This is a genomic window from Campylobacter sp. RM19073, assembly GCF_024723495.1.
In the GTDB taxonomy this organism is placed as follows: domain Bacteria; phylum Campylobacterota; class Campylobacteria; order Campylobacterales; family Campylobacteraceae; genus Campylobacter; species Campylobacter porcelli.
In genome coordinates this window covers 1-24,589 of the sequence record NZ_JANQCT010000011.1, presented here as the reverse complement: position 1 = coordinate 24,589, position 24,589 = coordinate 1, and the positions used below count along the sequence as shown (strand labels likewise).

Here is a 24,589-nt window from a genome sequence, read left to right as displayed (position 1 = left end):
AAGGTTACAAATCAACTCAAAATCTATTTAAATTCTACTCCATCTTTTAAATAGTAGCTTCCAGTTATTTGCGTATTGTCTATTAGATAGGCTCTAAATTTAGAATAAAGCTCCTTATCTACTGGGGATTGAATGCTCCAAAATTTATCCAAATTTAAATCCTTAGTAGTAAGTCCCTTAATATCATACATAGATTTGCCAAGGCAAATTACGGGCTTAGAGTAGCTTAGAGCATTTAATCCAACAGTGCTATTTATGAGTATTACGGCTTTTGAATTTTTAATAATTGTAGGAAGATGAGCATCAAACACAGCCATTATGCGGCCATCAACCCTATAAATTTTGGCTAAATATCTAATGTATGAGTTATAATTTTTCTTGCCTCTATCCATAGGATGGTGCTTAAAAATCAAGATTGTATCCTTAGGAGCGTATCTAGAAAATGATGAGATAATATACTCAATAAAGCTCTCCATAGTTCTAAATCTAGAGTGCGTTCTAACTTGAAAATCATCGTGAGTTTGAAGTGCTACAAAATAGTATTTTTCGCTTAACTCCCCTTCGAAACGCCCATTTAAATCTCTTTCAGTAAATTTATATTTAATCTTTCTAATTAAATTTCTTATTCCATAAAAACCCTCTTTAATAGGTGAAAAATCACGATGATGGATATAATGTGGGTATAGAAAATAAAAAATATTTGATACCAAATAATACTGCGTTGCCCACCACGCCATCAAGCCATAAGTAGAGGTTGATTTAACCGTAAATGGCTTGGTCTTTGGGCTATAATTATCATAAAACTCCCTATCTCTAGGCATTCTAGAGTGGTTATTTACCCCATAATACTCCATAGTGATAAATCCAGGACGCAAATACCCCTCTTCAAATACATAAACATCAATTCCCAACCCCTTTGCTATCTTAATAGCAATCTTGTGATAAAATCTACAATCTCCAAATAAAAAAACAATATCAATATTATTATCTTGATAGAATTTATTAATAAATTTAGCCCACTGCTTTGGTCTGCCTTTATAGGCAAAATAACTCTTGGTTTTAGAAAAATACGCATCGCCAGCATTAAAGCCAATTCTTGTAACAAAAGCACCCTTTTGCGTACAAATATTATCAAGCTTATTGAAAAAATCCCCCATAGGACCTTGTAAAAGCAAGATATTTTTGCCTTTAATATCAGTAATTCTATCTTCTAATCTCATTTTTTTACCATAAATAAAACTATATATAAAATTTTTTGCCCCACTCTAGCATATAGCGAATTTATCTTATGAAAAAACGCATTTATAGGTTTTTGTAACTCTTTTTTTTGCTTTTGTAGCGCCAAAACCAAATCACTAGCATTGCAAGGCTCTAAATTTACAGGATGAATATATCTTGGATAGATTATATACGCCCCAGCTATTAACTCATCTATACTTAAATTTCTATAACGCCTAGGAAGTGATTTTTTATCATCACTTAGTCCCCAGCCAGCCCAAAATGGCCTACCATAGCAAATGACTTTTTTACCACGCAAAATAGCTTCCAATCCGCTAGTAGATGTCATCGTATGTATCTCATCAGCTAAATCAAGTAGCACAGGCATACTCACTCCAGCTACTATCTCATCGCAATATTTTAACGCCTCTTTTTCATCTACTTTGCCTATTCTATTGCCACTTAGCACATCTGGGTGAGACTTGTAGATGATATGAGCCTTAGGCGAGTTTAACCTTGCTTGTTTGATTAGCTCTATATTTTTCATTCCATCAGCACCGATTTTTACACTAGCGTCATCTTCGACTTGACCGATAACTAGAGCAATTTTTTTGCCATTTTGAGACGCAATTATACCATCTTTATCATCATTATACTTCGAAATTTTACTATTTATTAAAATTTCCCTTAACTTTTTCGCAAATTCAAGCTCATACTGACTAAATTTATGGTAGTTTAGTATCTGCTCTAGCCTACTTTCAAACCTAGTATCAAAGTATATCCCCAAATCATCAAAGACCAAAGAGTATGGTCTTGTAAGATCACTCCCAAGCCCAACTGAGCGGATAAAGCCATCTTCTACTCTAGTTATCAAAACTCCGTTTTCATCGCACCATTTTTGTAGTTTTGGATACTCTTTTTTACCCCAGATATAAACTAGAGAATTATTATCTAACCCATTTTTTAAGGCTATTTTAAGCGGATCTTTACTAAATGTGCTTATGAATTTCAAATTTTTACCCAAAAATGGAAGTATAAATTTACGCTTCCAAATAGAAAATCCAAATGAAAATTTTACTTTACCACTTTGATTTAACCTAGCATTTTTTATGGTATTAATCTGCGGCAATAGCCTTTTTAGCGTGGTATTTTGCCCTGTGTATGGGTCTATATATTTAGCATAAATCATATACGCCCCAGCAAATAACTGCTCTATGGCTAGCTTTTTATTGCGTCTATTTGGTGCTTTTACCCTATCATCACTTAGCCCCCAGCCAGCATAAAATGGCACCCCAAAACAGACGCACTCACACCCACACATCAAAGCCTCAAAGCCCATGCCAGAGCTTTTGGTATAGACTTTATCTATGTGTTTTAAAAGCGAGATTGGATTTATATCTTGAGTGATGATTTTGATTTGCGGGGGTAAATTTGATATATCTATATCGGATTTTTTCTTACCACTTAGGGCATCTGGATGGATTTTTAAAAGCACATTTGCGCCAGGATTTTCATCTATAGCTAAACTTACAATCTCATTGGTGCTAAATTTATCACTAAAACTATAAACTAACGACGCATCGCCACTAGTTTGAGCTATTATAAGGATATTTTTGCCTCTATTTAGCTCATATTTTTCTACCAATTCTTGAGTGATATTTGGGGCGTTATTGTATTTTGAAATATTATGCGTGATGATGTAATCCATGCACCACCTAGCATCTTGTAATAGCTCATCGCTAAATTCATAATTTGATAAAATCATCTCTAATCTGCTTGGTCTAGTGGCATCATAGTATATCCCTATATCATCTTCAACTACACTAAGCAATCTAGCACCATCAACCCCTAGCCCAACCGAGCGGATAAAACCATCTTCTAAAAGGCGAAATTCACCACTTAATTTATCTGCTAAATCGATAGCATCATAGCCAGATTTTTTACGCCCCCAGCCATAAAATTTGCTATTTTCACCTATGAATGCAAATTTAAAATATCGCCTAAGCTTATAAAAATATTTTATATTTTTTATCAATTTTATAGATTTACTATAACCATCAAATCTCATTTTAAACCCAGCCAATAAAATCCGAAGATTATACCCAATAAAGGATAAAATAAATATAAATAAATTTAATACAAAATATATCCAATTATCTAGATTTGCTAACCAAATTAAGCAATATTTTATAAAAGCATCACTATAATTCTTTAAATCAAAAATAAATAGGATAAATATGTTTAAATTAAAATCTACAGTTCTCATACTATCTTTAAGCGCCACATTTGCTCTAGCTGATGGGTATTTTATCGGATTTAGTGGTGGATTTAATCATAGCTCAGTAGATGAGGATAACTATGACTTAATATCAGATAATAATCTCTTATTATCACCTAAATTTGGCTATCAAGTAGATGATACGCATAGATACTCTCTATCATATGAATATGGTGGCAAATCAATCGGCAGCAGAAGCTACAATATCGAAATAGGCGGCGTAGTTATAGCAAATGAGTGGGAAAAATATAAATTTACCTCTCATAGATTTTTATTAGGATATGACTACACTCCATTAATACAACCAAATTTAAGGGCTGATATAGGCGTATTTGTAGGATACTCTTTGGGCGAATTTGATGTAGAAAATAGCTTAATACAAGATATAGCCCCAGCTATTCCTAACTTTCTTGATGGATTTAGCTATGGAGCTAAATTAGGTGCCTTGTATGAAGTAGATGATAAATGGAATATAGAATTTGGTGCGAGAATTATGCACACAATGTATAAAAGTAAAGATTTAAATTTGAGCTTTGATTATGGTGGCGCAACCTACGAGATAGAAAATAAGCCATTTAGGCTAAAACAGCTTGATACATCAGCATATCTGGGCGTAAGTTATAAATTTTAATATGTTTTATTGTAAATATTTATAATGGAGCATATTAATAACCAACAAACTATTTAAAAAGGATAACTTATGCATATATTATCTCATCGTGGCTGGTGGCAAGATAGCAGTGAAAAGAATCAAATGATAGCATTTCAAAGAGAATTCAAGTTTTGCCAAAAAGCTTTAAATGAACAAATCGGCAAATATATGGGGGGGGGTAGAGACTGATATTAGAGATTATAATGGTCATCTCGTAATCTCTCATGATATTCCTACAAAAGACTCTTTAAGCTTAGATGAGCTTTTATCCTTATATTCTAATTGTAATATCTATTCAAATTCAACCCTAGCTCTAAATATCAAATCAGATGGCTTACAAATAGAGCTTAAATCAATACTTCAAAAATATAAAATATCTAATTATTTTTTCTTTGATATGTCAGTTCCAGATGCCTTGGGATATATAAAATATGGATTAAATGTATTTACACGCCAAAGTGAATATGAGACTACTCCATCATTTTATCAAGAAGCTATAGGTGTTTGGCTAGATGAATTTAACACACATTGGATAGATGAAAAAATCATAAAAACGCATTTGGAAAATAATAAACAAATTTGTATTGTCTCTCCTGATTTACATAGTAGAGATTATCTAAAAGAGTGGCAAGAGTATAAGCAAATTGAAGCTAAATTAAACAATTCAAATTTAATGCTTTGCACTGATAAAGTAGAAGAAGCTAGGAGGTTTTTTAATGAGTAAAATAAAAGCAGTAATTTTTGATATGGATGGAGTTTTAATAGAAGCTAAAGATTGGCATTATGAAGCATTAAATAAGGCTTTAAAGATTTTTGGTATGGAAATTTCACGCTATGAGCATTTAACTACATTTGATGGACTTCCAACAAAAGATAAACTAAAAATGCTAACAATCACAAAAGGCTTGCCGCAGGGATTACACTCGTTTTTAAATGAGCTAAAGCAACTTTACACAATGGAGCTAGTTCATACTCTTTGTAAGCCTACATTTTGCCATGAATACGCACTTTCAAAGCTAAAAAGCGAAGGTTACAAAATGGCAGTTTGCTCAAATTCGATAAAAAACACAATCGAAGTAATGATGCAAAAAGCAGCATTAGATGGCTACTTGGATTTTTATATATCTAATCAAGATGTTACAAAAGGCAAACCAGATCCAGAAATGTATAACAAAGCTATAGCAAGATTTGGTTTAAGCCCAAAAGAGTGTTTGATCGTTGAAGATAATGAAAATGGCATAAAAGCAGCAAGAGCAAGTGGAGCTAATGTTATGATAGTAAGCGAAGTAAGCGAAGTAAATTACGACAATATAAAAGCCCATATAGATCTATATAAAAAGGAAGATAAATGATAAATATCCTTGTGCCTATGGCTGGTAAGAGCTATTTTTTTGATGATAAACAAGATGGATTTCCTAAGCCGTTTATTGAAATTTGCGGTAAAACAATGCTTGAACATTTTATTTTAAACTATCAAAATATAGATAACAAACGCTTCATATTTATAATTCAAGATGATGAAAATAGAAAATTTGGTTTAGAAGATGCGATAAATGTGCTTACAAATAATAAAAGCCAAGTGCTTGTTTTGAAAAATCAAACGGCGGGAATGGCTTGTTCTGCCCTAATGGCAACTGAGTTTATAGATAATGATACGCCATTAATCATTGCCAATATGGATCAAATTTTTGAACTTGATTTAAATTTAGATATTGAAAGATTATCAAATTTTGACGCTGGTGTTTTGAGTTTTGAAAATATACATCCAAGATTTTCATATATTAAATGCGATGAATTTGACAATATTGTACAAGCTTCTGAGAAAAAGCAAATTAGTAAAAATGCAATTGCTGGATTTTACTATTTTAAAAAAGGGAGTGATTTTATACTTGCAGCAAAAAATATGATAAAAAAAGATATTAATTTAGATGGTAAATTTTATGTGGCCCCTGTTTTAAATGAGCTTATTTTGCAAGGTAAAGTTGTTAAAAATTTACAAATTGATAAAGATAGATATTTTACATTTTACTCACACGCTAAAATCAGCGAATATGAAAGGATAAAAAATGATTAAAATGCTAACAAAGCAGTATATTAAAGCTTTTAATAATAAAAATTTAGATGAAATAGCCAAATTGCTTGATGAGAGCTTTATCCTACAAGATCCAGTGGTAAGAAAAATATCTGGCAAAAATAAGTGTTTAAATGCTATAGAAGATATATTTAAAAGTGCAAATAAGTTAAGTTTTAACGCAAAAAATATATATCAAGATAAAAATGCAACTTTTATCGAATTCATCTTAATTTTAGATGGTTTAAAACTAGAAGGTGTAGATATTATAGAGTGGAAAGGTGAAAAGATAGTCGAGCTTAGGGCGTATCTAGACACAAAGGGAACAAAAGATGAATAAAATTTGTTTTTTAATACCCACACATCTTCCTAGATTTGAAAACGCATACAAATTTATGCGTAGCTTTATAGATTGTGAATTAAATAAACAAGCAGATTTGTGTTTTGTATTTAGCAGCTATAACGATGAGATTGCTTTCCTTGCAAGATATGGTGGAGAATTTAGAAGTATTGTTTTAGAAAATGAATTAAAAAATTTAAGCGACGGCATAATTAATATTAAGAAACTATATAGTTTATGGCTTTTACAAAAGGATTATGAGTATATTATTATACTAGATGATGAGTCTGTGATTATAAAAAATATCAACTTAATGAAAATGTGTAAGGAATTTCAAAAAAATAAACTACTATATGGTAATCAAACACAGGCTGATTGGAGTGGTATATATCAAGAATCTGTAAAATTTTTTGATAAAAAGCCCCCGCAAGAACTATATTTTTGGTTTAATCAGTTATGTATCTATCCTTGCCAATTTCTTGAAGATTTTTTTGATAAAAGTGGATTAGATAACGATTTTGCTAGAAATGACTTTTCTAAAATTAGCTATTGTAGTTTTGATTATATGGTATTTGGATTTTATCTTATTGCATATCAAAAATTTAAAATTTTAGATTTAGAGTGCTTAGCCGATTGGGGTGCGATAGAGCATAATACCATAGCTCCATATAGTAAAAAAGTATTTTCTATAAAATTTTATCATAGTAATCCAAATTCCTTGCACATAAAAAATAGAAATAGCGTATTTTGCCTAATACATTTAGATAGGATGCATAATTTTGGATATATACAATCCAATATAGCTACTCAAATAATAAAGTACCAGCTTTCTTATAAATTGGGTCAAGCTATGATAGAAAACTCAAAAAGCATCTTTGGATATGTAAAAATGCCTTTTAAATTGTATTCAATTAAAAAAGAGCATATTAATGAACAAAAATCTTATGAAAAAATTATCAAACAACATCCAAATTTAAAACTAGCTCCACTTGAATCCTACCCTGATTACAATGAAGCCATCAAAATAAAAAATGATCTAAGCTATAAACTTGGAGAAGCTCTAATAAAAGCTAATAATATCGGCTTTATATCTGGGGGGGGTATATGGCTGCTATTTGAAATTAGACGCATAATAAAAGAATTTAAAAAGGCAAAAAAATGAAAATTGGTAATTTAAAAGATATGATTCGTGGTTGGTTTGTAGGAGATTTTGAACCAAATATATTTAAAACAGAACAAGTAGAAGTAGGTGTTAAAAGCTATAAAAAAGGCGATTATGAAGAAAGGCATTATCATAAAATCGCTACTGAAATTACGGTGATTACTAAAGGAGTGGTTAAAATGAATGGCGTAGTCTATAAAGAAGGAGATATTATCACTATAGCCCCATTTGAAGATACGGATTTTGAGGCTTTGGAAGACTCGCAAAATGTTGTAGTCAAAATTCCTGCAGCAAAAAATGATAAATATTTAGGAAAATATGGAGAAAATAATGAGTAAAATAAATATTTTAATACCAGCAGCAGGCGCTGGAAGTCGCTTTGCTAAAGAGGGATATGCTAAGCCAAAACCATTTATTGATGTTCTTGGTAAGCCTATGATAGTAAGAGTTTTGGAAAATTTAAGCGTTGATGATGCACACTATATAATTATATTACAAAAAGCCCATTTAGAAAAAGAAAAAGAGTTATGTAATGTAATAGCCAAAGATTACAATGTTAGCTTCGTTGGTGTAGAATCTCTTACAGAAGGGACTGCTTGTTCAGTATTACATGCTAGAGAGCTTATAAATAATGATACTCCACTAATGATAGCAAACTCCGATCAAATTGTCGATATTGATATAGCCAATTTTATAAATGATTGTAAAAATAGGCATCTAGATGGCTCAATTTTATGTTTTAAAGATAAAGAAGAAAACCCAAAATGGTCTTTTGTAAAAATGAATGGCGATCTAATCGTAGAAGTAAAAGAAAAAGAGGTTATATCGGATATTGCTACAGTTGGAATTTACCTATTTTCCAAGGGGAGATTATTTGTAGATTCAGCAATAGATATGATCGCTAGAAATGATAGGGTAAATAATGAGTTTTACACAGCTCCAGCATATAACTATGCTATTAAAAATGGAGCTAAAATTGGTTGCTTTTTGATGGAATTTGATGAGATGCATGGTATTGGTACGCCATCTGACCTAGAAAAGTATATTGGGAGATAACATGCAATTACTATCAATTAAAAATCAAATACAAAAAGCAATAGATATGTGGAATTTTTCAATGGCTGAAAGATTATATCAAAATAATTTTGATATTTTTGATGATATAAAGATGGAATATATAAACTTTTTATATAACACTAGTCAGCTTGAGAAATTATATAATATATTAGATAATTATAATGATAAACCTAATTGGTGGCTAGATTTAGATATATCCTTTAAAATTTTAAAAGATAATTTATGCAGTCTAATGAGTTCAGATGATAAAAAAAGCAGTGTAAAAGAATTATTTGCCAACGATATAGCTTATGCTTTTATTATACTTCAAGAAGTAAATAGTGGCACTTTAAAATCCGAATTTGCCTTACAAACATTTAAAGATCATATATTTAGTAGTCAAAATATTATATTGAAAAGTTATATAGCAGCATTAATCATTGACTACTTTGCCTTAACAGATGAAGAGGAAAAAGAGAAATTTTTTATCTCTCTTAACAGATATCAAAATAACTATCATTATATATTCTTATATTTTTTACATTCAAAAATTAAATCAATTGGTAATAGATATTATTGGGATAAATATCATTTTATATCTCAAAATATTTTAACAAAATCGCTTAATATAGCACCTAAAAAAATTGCAATATGTTTCTTTGGAATATTACGTGGAGCCTGGAAGGAAAATTTGCAAGAAATTATAGATGTAATGGCAAAACCTCTTAATGCTGATTGCTTTTTATTTTCATGGGATGAATATCAAGAATGGCCATCATTGACCGGTGGTCATAATTGGGTAAAAAGATTGCTAACACCTAATTTTCTTAATGTTGCACCAAAAGAGATACAATTAAAAGAATCATTAGCAAAATATATGCCTTTAACATATGAAAAATTAAATTATGAATACAATATAAAAATTAACTTAGATGATTTTAATGCTTTTATTAAATCAAATCCAAATATCAAACGTTATGAATTAGAAAATCAGGAATCTTTTGGAGAAAATATTGGTTGTTCTAAATTACACTACAGTCAAAATAGGACTTTTAAAGTAATGGAGGCTTACGAACATCAAGTTAAGTCACTATATGATATTGTAATAATGAGTAGAGTTGATATTAAACCATATCCTGTTGACTATCGTAAGATAACAAACATTAGACATGATGAAATTACAGAATATTACACTACATGGGGGAGTGGAAGAACTTGTTTTGCAGGATACAGAGAAGCTGTAAAAAATTATACAAGTCTATATGAAAATTTAGATCAACTGAAAAATAATAAATTTATTTTTAATTGGGCTGATCCGCATGAAATAGCTTATAAATATATAACTCTCCTTGGATATCGCATCACGGAGCCAATAACCTCTGATCAGATACATCATACTACTGCATCTACTGGATTTTGTGTTCCAGATGTATCAGAAGAAGTAATTTTAGATTGTAAAAATTTAGAAATAAATAATATATTAACTAAAGATATCGTTTATAAAATTATAGATTTTTTTAAATTAATAAAAGCAAATTATCCACAACCATCAAATGAAGCTAGGCATATAGATAGATATTGTCAAAAACAAAAAATAAAAATTGATAAAATTATAAAAATTGGCGATAATACCTCCACCAACCTAACCGCCAAATTCCGCATTAAAAACCAGCTTTCTTATAAATTAGGTCAAGCTATAATCGATAATTCTAAAAGCTTATTAGGCTATATTAAAATGCCATTTATCCTAAGCTATATCAAAGATACCCACCAAAAAGAGCAAAAAATCTATCAAGAAAAGATTAAAAATAATCCAAGCCTTAAGCTTCCACCTCTTGAAACCTATCCTGATTATAAAGAAGCTATAAAATGTAAAAATCATTTAAGCTATAAGCTTGGAGAAGCCTTAATAAATGCTGATAAATCTAAATTTAAGCTTGGTTATCTATGGTTATGGTTTAAATGCAAACAAATCACCAAAGAGCATAAAAATTGTAAAATTAATGATAAATAACTTAGCTTTGATTTTGTAAATTTAGTATTGATGTAAATCAACCCTCATTTAAGTAGCCTTATGCTACTTAAATATCATTATAAAATATAGCTAACATAATTAAATTTAATATAAAACATATAAATATTAATCTATTTATAAAATATTTAATACCCAATTAAGTTTTCTGAAATTTATGTAAGAAAATCCTCTTAATTCAAATATTTTTATATTTAATAATTATTCATAGGTAAATCACTTTTGTATTTATCTATGAATTTAAGAAGTTTTGTAAATGCTTTAATTTTTGGTAAGATCCAAATACAAAGTATTATAACTAAAATAAGAAACAAACCAAGAAAAAATGTTCCGACACTAAAAGTTCTTATACTAAGAAGCCCTATTTATTACAGATACAATCAAACCTAACCATAATACAATCTTTTCTATAATCGAGTTATGTTTTATACGCAAATAATCCTTAGTATGACTTTTTTTAAAGCTTGCATATTATAGTATCTAGTCATTAATTTTTGCTATATTATCGCACCAATTTCATCTCCATATTCAAAATATTTTTATTTATATTAGAATATAGTATAAAATACACAATTCCCAAAGTCTTAGCTAGAAGTGTATTTATATTACCTATTTACGCCACCACCACAAGATGTTCTTATTTTGTCTTGACATTATTTCTCCAAATTAATAATTTAAAAGGCTTAAATTAAAAAATTTATATCAATTAATATTAAAAAGCAATATAATCAAGACACACATTATTTGAATACACAAAATGATATATAGAATAAAAATGGTGGTTAGAGGCAGAATCGAACTGCCGACACGCAGATTTTCAGTCTGCTGCTCTACCGACTGAGCTATCCAACCACCTTAAAAAGGAGTTGAAATTATATTAAAATAAAGCTTAAAATCAAATAAAATTCAACTCAAAAATCAAAATTACAAAATCTGCGATATATACTCTTTAAACTTATCCCCACGCTGGGCATATGAGCTAAATTGATCTAAACTAGCACAAGCTGGACTAAGCAAAGCCACATCATCTCTACCCATAGCCTTATCTATCAAATTTACAGCATTCTCTAATGTTTTGGCATTATACACATCTGCATTTAGCTCACAAGCCATCTTGGTTATCTCATCGCAATTTGAGCCTATAGCATAGATTAAAGCACCTTGCCTAGCCGCAGTAGCAACGGCCTTTTGAATGCTTACACCCTTATCATCTCCACCAAGTATAATATGTATTTTTAAGCCACTATATCTTGCTAAAGCTTGAAGCGTCGCATCAATATTTGTAGCCTTAGTATCATTTACCCACAATCTGCCTTTACCATCTCTTAACTCCTCAAGTTTATGAGGCTCAATTATAAATTTATTAAGCAGATCTATACTCAATGAGCTAAATATGATATTCTCAATAGCTAATGCCATAATCGCATCCATCAAAAATGGCACCCTAAAATCAATCCTACCAATATCAATACTAAATTTATTAGCCAGATCAATCTCATCTTCATAGCCTATAATTTTAGCATTAGATCTGATATTTTCATAGCATTTTGGCACTATAGCCACGCCCCCTTCTCTCATCATAGATAGTGGTTTTAGCTTAGCCTTTTCATACTCTTTAGCACTACCATGCCAACTTATATGATCATCGCTAATAGGCAAAAGCACATATATATCAGGACTTGCGAATTTAGTATAATGCATAGTAAAAGAGCTAGTTTCTAAGATCCAAATTTTAGCCTTTTTATCCACCAAATCCCCAAGCGGAATTCCCACATTGCCACCCATTATAGCGCCCCTATCTCTTAAGAGATGCTCTGTCATTTTAGTCGTTGTAGTCTTGCCATTTGTGCCACTAATCCAAATACTCTTTGGCGTATAATTTCTAAAATAATCATACTCACTAATTATATTTTTAGCTGATTTTATAAGCTTATGATATGGCGGAAATCCAGGACTTGGGATCTCAAGCTCACTTAGATTAGGATCAAATTTATCTACTGGCAACAAAGCATTTCCATACTCGTCGCTACTAGCTACTTCAAATTTATCATCATAAATATTCCAGCCGCCACTTCTAGCGATTGATTTTGTCGTTCCTGCGTAACCAAATAGTGATTTTATCATAGTTTTACCTTAGTTTTAATGCTATTAAAGCAATCAAATTTGCCACCAAAGCTATCATCCAAAACCGCACGATAATCTTATTTTCACTCCACCCTTTCATCTCAAAATGATGGTGTAAAGGAGCCATTAAAAATATACGCTTTTTCCTGATTTTAAAGCTACTAACTTGCAAAATCACAGATAGAGTCTCCACCACAAATACAAAGCCTATTATGATAAGCAAAAGCTCATTTTTAGTCACAATCCCCATATAGCCGATAAACGCCCCAATGCTAAGGCTTCCGCTATCTCCCATAAAGACTTCAGCTGGATAGCAATTAAACCACAAAAATCCAAGCAAAGCACCTATTAAAGCCGTAACTAAAATAACTATCTCGCCCAAATTTACCACCTTTGGTAGCAGTAAATATGAGCTATAAACTGCATGCCCCATCAAATAAGCAAAAATCCCCAAAGTCAAAAGCCCTAAAATTGAAGGCACACTAGCCAGCCCATCTAATCCATCGGTTAAATTCACAGCATTAGAAGCAGAAGTAAGCACCAAAATCCACAAAACAACGGCAAATATGGATATATCGTAAATAGGATATTTATAAAAAGGCAGATAAAACATCGCATCTAGTGAGCTAAAAAAATATAAAAAAACAGCAGTAGCCACTCCTAATAAAATTTGAAATACAAGCTTCACCCTAGCACTAAGCCCTGCGTGATTTTGCTTACCTACTATCTTGCTATAATCATCATAAAATCCAAGCAGACAAAATCCACCCAAAACAAAAAGCCCAATTAAAATAAAAGCGTTATTTAAATTTGCACTAAATATAGTAGCTACAATAGCGCAAATTACAAAGACCACGCCACCCATTGTGGGGGTTTTCCTTTTTTGCTGATGAGCTTGTGGGGCTAATTCATAAATTGGCTGATTGGCATTTTTAGCCCTAGCCCAAGCTATAAATTTAGGCATAAAAATAAGAGTAAGAATAAAAGCTAAAAAGAAGCTTATTTGAGCACGAACGGTCAAATAGCTAAAAAAATTCACACCGAAAAAATCATAAATATAGTAAAGCACTAAATTTTCCTAAATTCCATATTAATTTTTAAGGATAAAATTATATAAATTTTTTGATAAAAAATCGGTAAATCATGGATAAAAAAATAAAAATTTATATATATTTATAATTTACTGATAAAATTGCGAGTAAATTTATATATTTGCCTTAAAATACCGAGGAGTTAAAGTTAATGGGTAAAAAATCTATATTGGTTATAACCGATGGAATCGGATATAATCCTAGTGATAAATTTAACGCTTTTAACGCAGCCAAAAAGCCTACATATGAGTGGCTAGAGAAAAATGCGGCTAAAAATTATCTAAAAACTAGCGGCTTAGCAGTTGGATTACCAGATGGCCAGATGGGAAATAGCGAAGTTGGTCATATGACTATAGGAAGTGGTAGAATTTTATATCAAAATTTGGTTAAAATTGATAAAGCTATAAATAGCAATGAGTTAAAAGATAATAAAGCATTAAAAGAGCTATTAAATAGAGTAAAAAGGGTGCATATAATAGGATTATATAGCGATGGTGGCGTGCATTCTCACCTAAATCATTTTGACGCTGTGGCTCAAATTTGCCTAGATGAAGGCAAAATCGTCTATACTCACCCAATAACAGATGGACGAGATGTAAGCCCAAAAAGTGGCTTAAATTTTATTAAATCCTTACAAGATAAATTTAATATCGCCACCATAAGCGGTAGATTTTATGCTATGGATAGGGATAATAGATGGGAGAGAGTTCAAAAAGCATATGAAGTAATAGCCAAAAACCAAAATATCCAAAGTATAAAGCCAGATGAATATATACAAAATTCATATAATAATGGCGTTTTTGATGAGTTTATAGAGCCAGCTAGCTTTATGGATTTTGGCGGAATTCAAGCTAGTGATGGTATAGTATTTATTAACTTTAGAAATGATAGAGCAAGGGAGATTTGTGCTGCTTTAGCCAGTAAGGATTTTAATGAATTTGATCGTGAAAATATCTGCGAAAATCTAGTCACAATGACAAATTACGATGATAAATTTAACTTTCCTATAATGTTTGAAAATGATGATATTAAGGATACTTTAGCTGAAGTAATAGCCAAAAATGGTCTTAGTCAGCTCCACACTGCTGAGACTGAAAAATACGCCCATGTTACATTCTTTTTCAATGGCGGAAAAGAGGATTTAGTGGAGAATGAAACTAGGATTTTAATCCCTAGCCCAAAGGTAAAAACATATGATGAAAAGCCACAAATGAGCGCATATGAAGTTACTCAAGCTGTGCTTAAAGGGATTGAAAATGGGGTTGATTTTATCGTTGTCAATTACGCTAATGGCGATATGGTCGGCCATACTGGCAATTATAATGCCGCTATAAGAGCAGTTGAAGCTGTAGATGAGTGCCTTGGTAAGGTGATTAAAAAAGCCTTAGAAAATGGATACTCATATATGCAAATCAGCGACCACGGCAACTGCGAAGCTATGCAAGATAGTAGTGGCGAACTTCTTACAAATCACACTACATTTGATGTATTCAGCTATCTAATTGCTGATGGAGTAACCAATATAGAGTATGGTGGGTTAAGCAATGTAGCCCCAACAATATTAAAACTAATGGATATAGAAATTCCAAAAGTTATGGATAAACCACTATTTTAAAAGGATAAATAATGAAATTTAGCGGAAAAAATGTTTTAGTTACTGGCGGTAGCCGTGGAATTGGAGCTGAAATTTGCAAAGTTTTGGCTAATTTTGGGCTTAAAGTTTGGATAAATTATAGATCAAATCCAGATCTTGCTGATGCTCTAAAAGCTCAAATACAAAATGATGGCGGCAACGCTGCTGTGATTAAATTTGACGCTACAAATGAGGCAGAATTTGCCGAAGCTATAAATTTAATAGTCCAAAGCGATGGAGAGCTAAGCTATCTTGTAAATAATGCTGGAATTACAAATGATAAATTAGCAATTAGAATGAGCCTAGATGACTTTAATAGCGTAATAGACGCAAATTTAAAAAGTGCATTTATAGGCTCTCGTGAAGCATTAAAAGTAATGAGCAAAAAACGCTTTGGCTCAGTGGTAAATGTCGCTTCAATCGTAGGCGAAATGGGTAACGCAGGTCAAACAAACTATGCTGCAAGCAAAGGCGGTATGATAGCTATGAGTAAGAGCTTTGCCAAAGAAGGAGCTAGTAGAAATATCCGCTTTAATAGCGTAACTCCTGGCTTTATAGCTACAGATATGACAGATTCATTAAGCGATGAAATTAAGGCAAATTATTTGGCAAATATCCCACTTAAAAGATTAGGCGAAGCAAAAGAAGTAGCTACAGCTGTGGCGTTTTTATTAAGCGATTATTCAAGCTACATCACAGGTGATACGCTTAAAATCAACGGCGGATTATATATGTAGCAAACTTTAAGGCAAATTATAGTAAGATTACACTCATTTTTATTTTAGGAGAAAATTATGGCAGTATTTGACGAAGTTAGAGATGTTGTTGTAGAACAACTAAGCGTTGCAGCTGATGCTGTAAAAATGGAGTCAAAAATTATTGAAGATTTAGGTGCTGATTCATTAGATGTTGTTGAGCTAGTTATGGCTTTAGAAGAGAAATTTGATGTTGAAATTCCAGATAGTGAAGCTGAAAAATTAATTAGCATTGCAGATGTTGTAAATTATGTTGAAGGTTTAAAAAAATAATTAGCCATAATGGTTAAAAATTTAAATTTTAGGAGAAGTAGCATTGAAAAGAGTGGTAGTAACTGGTTTAGGCATGATAAATGCACTAGGTCTTGATAAAGATATATCTTTTAAAAATATTTGCGATGGCAAAACAGGAGTAAAAAAGATAACCCTATTTGATGCTACTGATTTTCCAGTGCAAATAGCGGCTCAAATAGATGATTTTGACCCAGCTAGTGTAATGGAAGCAAAAGAGATAAAAAAGGTAGATAGATTTATTCAATTAGGACTAAAAGCCGCTAAAGATGCTATGATTGATGCGAATTTTAAAGATTTTGATCCAAACGAATTTGGCGTTAGCTCAGCAGCTGGTATTGGTGGCCTACCTAATATCGAGAAAAACTCAAATATATGTTTAGAAAAAGGCCCTAGAAAAATATCTCCGTTTTTTATCCCTTCTGCTTTGGTAAATATGCTAGGTGGATTAGTCAGCATAGCTCACAATCTAAAAGGTCCAAATGTATCTAGCGTTACAGCTTGTGCCGCCTCAACTCACGCCATATGCGAAGCTGTCAAAAGCATTATGATTGGCGAAGCAAAAGCTATGCTAGTAGTCGGTGCTGAATCTGCTATTTGCCCTGTGGGTATAGGTGGATTTGCTGCTATGAAAGCACTATCTACAAGAAACGATGATCCAGCGGTCGCTTCAAGACCATTTGACGCAAATAGAGATGGATTTGTAATGGGTGAAGGTGCTGGAGCATTAATATTAGAAGAGTATGAAAGTGCAGTGGCTAGAGGAGCTAGAATCTATGCTGAAATAGTCGGATTTGGCGAAAGTAGTGATGCTCATCATATCACAAGTCCTAGCTTAGATGGCCCACAAAGAGCAATGAGTAAGGCCCTAGAAATGGCAGGAAATATTAAAATTGATTATATCAATGCTCATGGCACATCAACAGCGGCAAACGACGCCAATGAAACGGCAGCCATAAAAGCCGTATTTGGTAGTGATGTTCCAGCGATAAGCTCTACAAAAGGTCAGACAGGTCACTGCCTAGGTGCTGCTGGTGCTATAGAGGCCGTAATCTCAGTAATGGCAATGCAACAAGGCATTATTCCACCTACTATTAACCAAACCGATAGAGCTCCTGAGTGCGATTTAGACTATACTCCAAATTCTGCTAGAAATTGCGAATTAAACGCTGTTATGAGTAACTCATTTGGTTTTGGTGGGACAAATGGCTCAGTAATCTTTAAAAGGCTAAAATAATGGCTAGCTATCTTGATTTTGAAAAAGGTATTCAGCAAATCGATGAAGATATAGCTAATGCTAAGATTAGAGGCGATGAACATGCTATAGAGATCTTAAGTAAAAATTTAGAAAAAGAGATAAGCAAAACATATAAGAATTTAAATGAATTTCAACGCTTAAATTTAGCCAGACATCCAGATCGACCTTATGCGCTTGATTATATCAGAGCACTTCTGACTAATAGTTATGAGATTCACGGCGATAGAGCCTATGCCGATGATCCATCGATAGTCTGCTATAGTGGCTATATAGGCAATAAAAAAGTTATAGTTATAGCCGAGCAAAAGGGTCGTGGAACAAAGTATAAAATTATGAGAAATTTCGGTATGCCACATCCTGAAGGCTATAGAAAGGCTTTGCGTGTAGCTAGACTTGCTGAGAAATTTGAAATTCCAGTGATATTTTTGATAGATACTCCAGGAGCTTATCCAGGAGTTGGAGCTGAAGAACGCGGTCAAAGCGAAGCAATTGCAAGAAATCTGTTTGAGCTTAGTGAGCTTAAAACACGCACAATTGCCATAGTTATCGGCGAAGGTGGTAGTGGTGGGGCACTCGCCATTGGTGTAGCTGACAAATTGGCAATGATGAAAAACTCTGTATTCTCTGTTATTTCGCCAGAGGGTTGTGCTGCCATCTTATGGAATGACCCTAGCAAAAGCGAAGCTGCAACAAAGGCTATGAAAATTACAGCTGATGACTTAAAAGAGTTAAATTTAATTGATGATGTTATAGATGAGCCTATAATGGGTGCTCACAGAGACAAAGATGGTGCTATATCAGCAGTTGGTGAGTATATTAGAACCAAATTAGATGAGTTAGAAAGATTATCAATCGATGAAGTTGTAAGTGCTAGAATGGAAAAAATTCTCTCAATAGGAGCTTACGAATAATCAAAAATTTAGCCAAATCTATTGGCTAAATTTCATTAAATTTATCTCTTTACAATATTTAAATATTGATATACTTTATAACCCTAACCTATCTTTAAAAGTTAATTTAATAAATTTTTAATATTAAAACACCTTTAAAATCACTATCAAAATAATTAAATTTTAAGAGTGCTTATGTAGGTATTTCATAGATGAATAATAGAATTTATCTATTATAAAAATGGGATAAATTTACCAAATATAAATAAAAAATTTATATAAATTCTCATATTCTTAAAAATAAATTTATATATCAATAAATTGAAACTATAAATTATATTGGGTAAAACTGCAATTTCTTAAACCATATTCACAAAATATCAAAAGCTTTAAATTTAAGCTATATTAAATTACTAGGTTTTAAAGTATGGATTAAATTTTACACTATTCAAAAGATATTAAGTAAATTTAGCTAAAATATTGCCTAAAAATTTTTCACAAAGAGGTTACTATGGCACTACCAGAAGCAGAACATATATGGTATGATGGTAAATTAGTCAAATGGCACGAGGCTACGACTCATGTTTTAACCCACTCACTACACTACGGAAATGCCGTATTTGAAGGCGTTAGAGCATATATGACACCAAAGGGACTAGCGATATTTTGCCTTAAAGCTCATACTAAAAGGCTATTTGAATCAGCTAAGGCTTGCGGGATTAAAATTCCATTTACTCAAGAAGAGATAAATCAAGCTCACATAGACTTACTAAAAAGCAACACCTACACAGATAATGTCTATATCCGACCACTTGTATTCTTAGGCTATGGCAAAATGGGTGTAAGCCACATCGGTTGCCCTATAAATGTAGCTATCGCAGCATGGCAATGGGGTGCATATATGGGAGAAGAAGCGTTGCAAAATGGTATAAAAGTCAAAATCGCTTCTTGGATGAAGCCAGCTCCATTTTCTATGATGGCAAAGGCCAAAGCAAGTGCAAACTACTTCAACTCTCAAATGGCAAATTTCGAAGCACACGAAGCTGGTTGCGATGAAGCCCTACTTCTTGATCCACAAGGCTTTATAGCTGAAGGAAGTGGCGAATGCTTCTTTATAGTAAAAGATGGCGTAATAATCACCCCACCAAATGATACTAGCCTAGAGAGTATCACACAAAAAAATGTAATCCAAATCGCAAAAGATTTAGGATACGAAGTCCTACGCCAAAGAATCACAAGAGATGAGGCTTATAACGCCGATGAAGCTTTCTTTACTGGCACTGCTGCGGAGGTTACTCCAATTAGCCAAATAGATAGCCGCATTATAGGTAGTGGCAAAAGAGGTAAGGTCTCAAAAGAACTTCAAGACGCATATTTTGAGGTTGTGATGGGTAGAAATGTAAAATATGAAAATCTAATTACTTACATAAATTAAAGGATAGAAATTGCCTGCAGATTTAAACGACTATTTTAATAAAAAAAATGGCAACTCAAATAGCGATGAGAAAAAGCCAAATTTCAATTTTAAAAAGCCAAATGTGCCAAATTTCAGTGGAGGATTAAGTAAATTTAGTGGTATAATCTACGCTTTGATAGCGATAATTGTAGTTTTAGCCGTTGCTAAGCCTTTTGTAGTGATAAACTCTGGTGAAGTGGGCATCAAATCCACTGCTGGTAAATTTGACCCAAATCCACTTCAACCTGGCTTTCACTTCTTCTTGCCTTTCATACAAGAAGTTAGAGTAGTTGATACCAAAGTGCGTCAAATCAACTACACTTCAAGCGAGGGTAGAAACGAAGCAAACTATCGTGGTAGCGGTATAGAGACCAAAGATACAATTTCAGTCCTTGACTCACGCGGACTTCCAGTTAGCATGGATATAACAGTCCAATACCGCCTAAATCCACAAAACGCACCGCAAACCATAGCCGCATGGGGATTTAGCTGGGAAAACAAGATAATTGACCCAGTAGTTAGAAATGTTGTTAGGAATGTAACAGGTAAATACACAGCAGAAGAGCTACCAGAGCGTAGAAATGATATTGCTGCAGCTATCGATATGGGAATTCGCTCTGATATTGATAAGCAACCAAACCAGCCTGTAGAGCTTGCTAGCGTGCAACTTAGAGAGATTATCTTGCCACCAAAGGTAAAAGAGCAGATAGAAAGAGTCCAAATAGCCAAACAAGAGGCCGAAAGAACTAAATATGAGGTTGAAAGGGCAAATCAAGAAGCACTTAAAAAAGCAGCTCTTGCTAAAGGTACAGCCGAAGCTGTTAAAATCGAAGCTCAAGGTAGAGCCGACGCTGTAAAAATCGAAGCTGACGCACAAGCTTACTCAAATTCGCAAATCGCAAGAAGCTTAACAAATAATCTTTTAGAACTCAAACAAATTGAGACTCAAAAAGGGTTTAATGAAGCTTTAAAAACCAATCAAGATGCGAAAATTTTCTTAACTCCTGGCGGGGCTGTCCCAAATATCTGGGTTGATACCAAAGATAAACAAAAGCAAATTTCAGCACAAAATTAGGGGTATTAAATGGGCGTGAGTGTGAATTGGGATAAGATCGATGGATTACTTCCAGTAGTAGTCCAAGAGTATGAAAGTGGCGATGTGCTAATGCTAGCATATATGAATAAAGAGGCCTTTGAGCTAACTCAAAGTAGCGGTCTTGCCCACTACTACTCACGCACAAAATCTCAAATTTGGAAAAAAGGTCAAGAGAGCGGTAATTTTCAAATAGTAAAATCCATATCCTTAGATTGTGATAATGATGCCTTACTATTAAAAGTCGAGCAAATAGGCAACGCCGCTTGTCATACAGGGGCAAAATCGTGCTTTTTTAACCATTTAAATTTAGAAAAAAAAGATGATTTAGATCTTGAAAAAACCATTAAATATGATATATTAGACCACCTATACCATGTAGCCCTAGATAGAAAGCTAAACCCAAGCAAAGACTCATACATATCCAAACTCTACTCCAAATCGCCTAATAGCTACCTAAAAAAGATAGCCGAAGAGAGTTGTGAGTTAAATTTAGCTATAAAAGATCTTCAAAGATTTAAGCTATACTCAAATTTAAATCTTGAGAATTTTGGAGATCATAGGGCAGATGAGCCAAAATATGATGTCATATATGAGGCTGCTGATGTGATCTTTCATATGATTGTAGCGTTGGCTGATTATGATATTCATCCAAGCGCAATCCTAGATGAGTTAAAACGCCGAGAAGGCATAAGCGGAATAGTAGAGAAAAACTCCCGTGATAAATAGTATTTTAGATACCATTAAATTCTATATTAATAACTTTGGATTTTATGACTATATAGCTATTTCGTGGGTGGTTTTGCTATTTTTTGCTCTACTGGTTTTGGCACTTTATATGCTATTTAAAAAACCTATGCTTGCTCTATTTATACTTTTTTTTGACTTTGGCGGACTTGGTGCGGGGCTATTTTATTCACTTAAATTTATAGATAATACCATACGCCCAAGGGAGCTAATTATGGCTCCGCTTAGACAGCTATACTACGCCGATATTATGATAGCTGATATCAATATCACCAATACTTCTAAAAAGATTTTTAAAAAATGTAGAGTAAAGCTAAGCTTTCATAATATTGGCAAAAACAGCATTCAAAATCTCAAATTTAGATTGACCCCTTTTCGCACCCAAATAGCTATAATACAAGGAGTTGAGCCAGGTCAAACAAAAGAGATTAAATTTACTATAAAAGATTTTCGTCCGCAAAATTATAATACTATATTAAATTCGGAGTGTTTCTAATGAGCTATTTTAACCTATTTCACATTCTAGCCATCATTATCATCATAGCCCTTTTTGGTGGTTTTACCTACTTTATCATACTAAAAGAAAAAAGAGTAAAAGCTGCCATCAGCCTTTTGATAGCTAATGTTACTATTATGAGCTGTATTGCCATCATCTCCATGATGCTTATCGATAGATACACCAAAGTGGCAGTTATAGAGAGCTTTCAAGGCAAAAGAACTCTAATCAATGAGACCATCACCTACACAGGCGTAGTTAGAAATATCGGATATGGCTATATCAATTCATGTACTATGGAGATAGAACTCATCAATGCTCCAGTTAAAAAGCTAGAGGCTAGCGCCTTTGAAGAGCGTGGATTTTTCCAAACCTACCTAGGCAGCTCAAATAACCAAAAAAGCTCGATAAAGGCTGAATTTTTAATAGTCAAAGACCTACCAAGTGGCGACCAAAAAAGCTTTGGCTTTACTATGCCATACCCAGCCCACTTCAATAATCACAGCACAAAATATACACTAGATTGCAAATAAGCTAAATTTAGCTTATTCAAATTATATAATTTACTTATAATTCTACTTTTTATATTTTAAGTTATTATAAATATATAATAGGATAAAATATTAATAAAATAATTCTAAAACAAAGGATAAATATGTTGAAAAATATGAAACTCTCTGTAAAACTTGCGATTGTAGGTTTTATATTTACCGGGTTTATAGTTGCCATAGTTGCTGGTATCGCCATTTACCGAGCCTCAAGTATGGCTGAAGATAATGCTAATGCCTTTATGGAGGCTAGCTCTAAATCAAATGCAAATTTAGTTGCGGCTGAGTTTAATAGACTAGCTGATAGCTTACATGCCTATAAAATCGCTATGGAATCAACACTAGATTCTAATATAGCTATGCCTGTTAATATCATAAGCAATATGCTAGATGACGCTCTAAAAGAGAGTAAATTAGCCGCTGGTATATTCTTTTATACTACAGATGATAGTATCTACGCTAAAAATCCAAATTCCAACGACCCACGATATACTAATGCTGGGGATTTAGCAATCTATGTAAATTATCATGGCAGACTTGAGCGTATCGAGGACAACTACAAAAGCAAAGACTACTATATAAATGGTCTTGAGAAGCCTAGACTATCTGAGCCATTTAGCGACCACATAGAGGGCAATCAAATAGTTATGTCCTCAATGACCTTCCCAGTAAAATATAAAGGAAAAACTATAGGTATAATCGGTGCTGATTTAAACATAGAAAATTTCTTTATTGATAGACTAAAAGAGATCAAACTATATAAAACAGATACAAGCTTTTTGCTATCAAATAAAGGTATAATGGTAGCCAACTCCAATCCAGAAATAAGAGGCCTACCAGTCCAACAAGTAAATCCAAATTTAGCCCAATTATTCCCAGTAATTAATAGCAATCAAAATAGCTATGCCACAGTAACAGCTGATAGCAAAACTCTAAATCAAAATGTCCATTTTAATTTAGCTAAAGTTAATATAAATTATATAAATGAGCCTTGGAGTCTTGCCACACTTGTGCCAACCAATGAGATATTTACTCAAGTAGCATCAGCTAGAAATGGGCTAATAATCGTAGGCATAGTCGTAGCTATAATCGGCGGATTTTTCCTATTCTTTGCTACAAATATGTTAATTCACAGAATTGAAAATATTAGAATTTTACTATCAGAATTTTTTGATTTTTTAAATCACAAAAGAGCAGATGCACGCCTTGCGGTTATTACAAATAATGATGAAATCAGCCAAATGGCAAAGGTTATAAATGATAATATCATAATCATAAAATCAAATTTAGATAAAGACTCAAAGGCCGTTGAAGAATCACTCCAAAAAGCAAACGAAGTAGAAAAAGGCAATCTAACTGCTAGAATCACTTTAAACCCAGCTTCTCCAGAGCTACTAC

At 32.7% G+C, this 24,589-nt stretch carries 24 protein-coding genes and 1 tRNA gene; 20 read left to right on the top strand and 5 right to left on the bottom strand.

Annotation, left to right across the window (positions count from 1 at the left end):
• Window positions 1-23 precede the first annotated feature (23 nt).
• Together CSUIS19073_RS05335 and CSUIS19073_RS05330 are read right to left on the bottom strand one after the other, a co-directional pair.
• Complete coding sequence (locus CSUIS19073_RS05335) at window positions 24-1,220, bottom strand: capsule biosynthesis protein (RefSeq protein WP_086237989.1); 1,197 nt, start codon at window positions 1,218-1,220, stop codon at window positions 24-26.
• Entirely contained in the window at window positions 1,217-3,286 is a 2,070-nt protein-coding gene (locus tag CSUIS19073_RS05330) for a capsular polysaccharide biosynthesis protein (protein WP_180379371.1), read from the bottom strand. The genes CSUIS19073_RS05335 and CSUIS19073_RS05330 overlap by 4 nt, the downstream gene beginning before the upstream one ends.
• A 169-nt stretch (window positions 3,287-3,455) precedes the next feature.
• On the opposite strand from CSUIS19073_RS05330, the gene CSUIS19073_RS05325 reads away from it, so the two are divergent.
• The 9 genes from CSUIS19073_RS05325 (at window position 3,456) to CSUIS19073_RS05285 (ending at window position 10,791) form a co-directional block, all read left to right on the top strand.
• On the top strand, window positions 3,456-4,127 hold the full coding sequence (locus tag CSUIS19073_RS05325) for an outer membrane beta-barrel protein (protein WP_086242293.1): 672 nt from the start codon (window positions 3,456-3,458) through the stop codon (window positions 4,125-4,127).
• 169 nt (window positions 4,128-4,296) lie between these two features.
• Window positions 4,297-4,872, top strand: a complete 576-nt coding sequence (locus CSUIS19073_RS05320) for a hypothetical protein (protein ID WP_236860772.1) — start codon at window positions 4,297-4,299, stop codon at window positions 4,870-4,872.
• The gene (locus CSUIS19073_RS05315; protein ID WP_086242294.1) at window positions 4,865-5,500 is read left to right on the top strand and encodes an HAD family hydrolase; all 636 of its coding nucleotides are present in this window, start codon (window positions 4,865-4,867) and stop codon (window positions 5,498-5,500) included. Before CSUIS19073_RS05320 ends, CSUIS19073_RS05315 begins: the two co-directional genes overlap by 8 nt.
• Window positions 5,497-6,222: a glycosyltransferase family 2 protein gene (locus CSUIS19073_RS05310; RefSeq protein WP_086242295.1), complete on the top strand. Its 726-nt coding sequence runs from the start codon at window positions 5,497-5,499 to the stop codon at window positions 6,220-6,222. The genes CSUIS19073_RS05315 and CSUIS19073_RS05310 overlap by 4 nt, the downstream gene beginning before the upstream one ends.
• Window positions 6,215-6,559 (top strand): nuclear transport factor 2 family protein, encoded by a 345-nt coding sequence (locus tag CSUIS19073_RS05305; protein WP_086242296.1) that lies wholly within the window; start codon window positions 6,215-6,217, stop codon window positions 6,557-6,559. Before CSUIS19073_RS05310 ends, CSUIS19073_RS05305 begins: the two co-directional genes overlap by 8 nt.
• Window positions 6,552-7,721, top strand: a complete 1,170-nt coding sequence (locus CSUIS19073_RS05300) for a hypothetical protein (RefSeq protein WP_086242297.1) — start codon at window positions 6,552-6,554, stop codon at window positions 7,719-7,721. The genes CSUIS19073_RS05305 and CSUIS19073_RS05300 overlap by 8 nt, the downstream gene beginning before the upstream one ends.
• Window positions 7,718-8,059 (top strand): hypothetical protein, encoded by a 342-nt coding sequence (locus CSUIS19073_RS05295; RefSeq protein ID WP_086242298.1) that lies wholly within the window; start codon window positions 7,718-7,720, stop codon window positions 8,057-8,059. Before CSUIS19073_RS05300 ends, CSUIS19073_RS05295 begins: the two co-directional genes overlap by 4 nt.
• Window position 8,060: 1 nt before the next feature.
• A complete protein-coding gene (locus CSUIS19073_RS05290) occupies window positions 8,061-8,777 on the top strand; it encodes a glycosyltransferase family 2 protein (RefSeq protein WP_086242309.1) in 717 nt (238 codons plus the stop codon).
• Window position 8,778: 1 nt separating this feature from the next.
• On the top strand, window positions 8,779-10,791 hold the full coding sequence (locus CSUIS19073_RS05285) for a hypothetical protein (RefSeq protein ID WP_086242299.1): 2,013 nt from the start codon (window positions 8,779-8,781) through the stop codon (window positions 10,789-10,791).
• A 794-nt stretch (window positions 10,792-11,585) separates the two neighbouring features.
• Here CSUIS19073_RS05285 and CSUIS19073_RS05280 read toward each other — a convergent pair.
• The 3 genes from CSUIS19073_RS05280 to mraY all read right to left on the bottom strand — a co-directional run bounded on the left by CSUIS19073_RS05280 (window position 11,586) and on the right by mraY (window position 14,002).
• Window positions 11,586-11,661: transfer RNA gene (locus CSUIS19073_RS05280), tRNA-Phe, on the bottom strand.
• A gap of 72 nt (window positions 11,662-11,733) precedes the next feature.
• Window positions 11,734-12,933, bottom strand: coding sequence for a UDP-N-acetylmuramoyl-L-alanine--D-glutamate ligase (gene murD / locus CSUIS19073_RS05275; RefSeq protein ID WP_086238009.1), 1,200 nt, complete (start codon window positions 12,931-12,933; stop codon window positions 11,734-11,736).
• A 4-nt stretch (window positions 12,934-12,937) separates the two neighbouring features.
• Complete coding sequence (gene mraY, locus CSUIS19073_RS05270) at window positions 12,938-14,002, bottom strand: phospho-N-acetylmuramoyl-pentapeptide-transferase (RefSeq protein WP_086242300.1); 1,065 nt, start codon at window positions 14,000-14,002, stop codon at window positions 12,938-12,940.
• Between the two features lie 173 nt (window positions 14,003-14,175).
• Here mraY and gpmI point away from each other — a divergent pair, with 173 nt between their 5' ends.
• The 11 genes from gpmI to CSUIS19073_RS05215 all read left to right on the top strand — a co-directional run.
• Window positions 14,176-15,639 carry a 2,3-bisphosphoglycerate-independent phosphoglycerate mutase gene (gene gpmI / locus CSUIS19073_RS05265; protein ID WP_086242301.1) on the top strand — a complete coding sequence of 488 codons (1,464 nt, stop codon included), beginning with the start codon at window positions 14,176-14,178 and terminating at the stop codon, window positions 15,637-15,639.
• Between the two features lie 11 nt (window positions 15,640-15,650).
• Entirely contained in the window at window positions 15,651-16,394 is a 744-nt protein-coding gene (fabG, locus tag CSUIS19073_RS05260; protein WP_086238012.1) for a 3-oxoacyl-ACP reductase FabG, read from the top strand.
• Window positions 16,395-16,451: 57 nt separating this feature from the next.
• The gene (acpP, locus tag CSUIS19073_RS05255) at window positions 16,452-16,685 is read left to right on the top strand and encodes an acyl carrier protein (RefSeq protein WP_086238013.1); all 234 of its coding nucleotides are present in this window, start codon (window positions 16,452-16,454) and stop codon (window positions 16,683-16,685) included.
• Window positions 16,686-16,728: 43 nt separating this feature from the next.
• Window positions 16,729-17,940, top strand: a complete 1,212-nt coding sequence (locus tag CSUIS19073_RS05250) for a beta-ketoacyl-ACP synthase II (protein ID WP_086242302.1) — start codon at window positions 16,729-16,731, stop codon at window positions 17,938-17,940.
• Window positions 17,940-18,872 (top strand): acetyl-CoA carboxylase carboxyl transferase subunit alpha, encoded by a 933-nt coding sequence (gene accA / locus CSUIS19073_RS05245; RefSeq protein ID WP_086242303.1) that lies wholly within the window; start codon window positions 17,940-17,942, stop codon window positions 18,870-18,872. The genes CSUIS19073_RS05250 and accA overlap by 1 nt, the downstream gene beginning before the upstream one ends.
• 490 nt (window positions 18,873-19,362) lie before the next feature.
• Window positions 19,363-20,286 (top strand): branched-chain amino acid transaminase, encoded by a 924-nt coding sequence (locus CSUIS19073_RS05240; protein WP_086238016.1) that lies wholly within the window; start codon window positions 19,363-19,365, stop codon window positions 20,284-20,286.
• Between the two features lie 10 nt (window positions 20,287-20,296).
• Entirely contained in the window at window positions 20,297-21,382 is a 1,086-nt protein-coding gene (locus CSUIS19073_RS05235) for an SPFH domain-containing protein (protein WP_086242304.1), read from the top strand.
• Between the two features lie 15 nt (window positions 21,383-21,397).
• Window positions 21,398-22,129, top strand: a complete 732-nt coding sequence (gene hisIE, locus CSUIS19073_RS05230) for a bifunctional phosphoribosyl-AMP cyclohydrolase/phosphoribosyl-ATP diphosphatase HisIE (RefSeq protein ID WP_236845273.1) — start codon at window positions 21,398-21,400, stop codon at window positions 22,127-22,129.
• Window positions 22,119-22,643 carry a DUF2393 family protein gene (locus tag CSUIS19073_RS05225; RefSeq protein WP_086238019.1) on the top strand — a complete coding sequence of 175 codons (525 nt, stop codon included), beginning with the start codon at window positions 22,119-22,121 and terminating at the stop codon, window positions 22,641-22,643. The genes hisIE and CSUIS19073_RS05225 overlap by 11 nt, the downstream gene beginning before the upstream one ends.
• Window positions 22,643-23,176, top strand: coding sequence for a DUF2393 family protein (locus CSUIS19073_RS05220; protein ID WP_086238021.1), 534 nt, complete (start codon window positions 22,643-22,645; stop codon window positions 23,174-23,176). The genes CSUIS19073_RS05225 and CSUIS19073_RS05220 overlap by 1 nt, the downstream gene beginning before the upstream one ends.
• Before the next feature lie 122 nt (window positions 23,177-23,298).
• A partial coding sequence (locus CSUIS19073_RS05215) for a PDC sensor domain-containing protein (protein ID WP_337214387.1) occupies window positions 23,299-24,589 on the top strand: 1,291 nt, incomplete at its 3' end.

Excerpts from the sequence above, each read along its gene's own strand:
- CSUIS19073_RS05335 (WP_086237989.1), bottom strand. The coding sequence starts at position 1,220 with ATGAGATTAGAAGATAGAATTACTGATATTAAAGGCAAAAATATCTTG.
- CSUIS19073_RS05330 (WP_180379371.1), bottom strand. The coding sequence starts at position 3,286 with ATGAGATTTGATGGTTATAGTAAATCTATAAAATTGATAAAAAATATA.
- CSUIS19073_RS05325 (WP_086242293.1), top strand. The coding sequence starts at position 3,456 with ATGTTTAAATTAAAATCTACAGTTCTCATACTATCTTTAAGCGCCACA.
- CSUIS19073_RS05320 (WP_236860772.1), top strand. The coding sequence starts at position 4,297 with ATGAACAAATCGGCAAATATATGGGGGGGGGTAGAGACTGATATTAGA.
- CSUIS19073_RS05315 (WP_086242294.1), top strand. The coding sequence starts at position 4,865 with ATGAGTAAAATAAAAGCAGTAATTTTTGATATGGATGGAGTTTTAATA.
- CSUIS19073_RS05310 (WP_086242295.1), top strand. The coding sequence starts at position 5,497 with ATGATAAATATCCTTGTGCCTATGGCTGGTAAGAGCTATTTTTTTGAT.
- CSUIS19073_RS05305 (WP_086242296.1), top strand. The coding sequence starts at position 6,215 with ATGATTAAAATGCTAACAAAGCAGTATATTAAAGCTTTTAATAATAAA.
- CSUIS19073_RS05300 (WP_086242297.1), top strand. The coding sequence starts at position 6,552 with ATGAATAAAATTTGTTTTTTAATACCCACACATCTTCCTAGATTTGAA.
- CSUIS19073_RS05295 (WP_086242298.1), top strand. The coding sequence starts at position 7,718 with ATGAAAATTGGTAATTTAAAAGATATGATTCGTGGTTGGTTTGTAGGA.
- CSUIS19073_RS05285 (WP_086242299.1), top strand. The coding sequence starts at position 8,779 with ATGCAATTACTATCAATTAAAAATCAAATACAAAAAGCAATAGATATG.
- murD (WP_086238009.1), bottom strand. The coding sequence starts at position 12,933 with ATGATAAAATCACTATTTGGTTACGCAGGAACGACAAAATCAATCGCT.
- gpmI (WP_086242301.1), top strand. The coding sequence starts at position 14,176 with ATGGGTAAAAAATCTATATTGGTTATAACCGATGGAATCGGATATAAT.
- fabG (WP_086238012.1), top strand. The coding sequence starts at position 15,651 with ATGAAATTTAGCGGAAAAAATGTTTTAGTTACTGGCGGTAGCCGTGGA.
- acpP (WP_086238013.1), top strand. The coding sequence starts at position 16,452 with ATGGCAGTATTTGACGAAGTTAGAGATGTTGTTGTAGAACAACTAAGC.
- accA (WP_086242303.1), top strand. The coding sequence starts at position 17,940 with ATGGCTAGCTATCTTGATTTTGAAAAAGGTATTCAGCAAATCGATGAA.
- CSUIS19073_RS05240 (WP_086238016.1), top strand. The coding sequence starts at position 19,363 with ATGGCACTACCAGAAGCAGAACATATATGGTATGATGGTAAATTAGTC.
- CSUIS19073_RS05220 (WP_086238021.1), top strand. The coding sequence starts at position 22,643 with ATGAGCTATTTTAACCTATTTCACATTCTAGCCATCATTATCATCATA.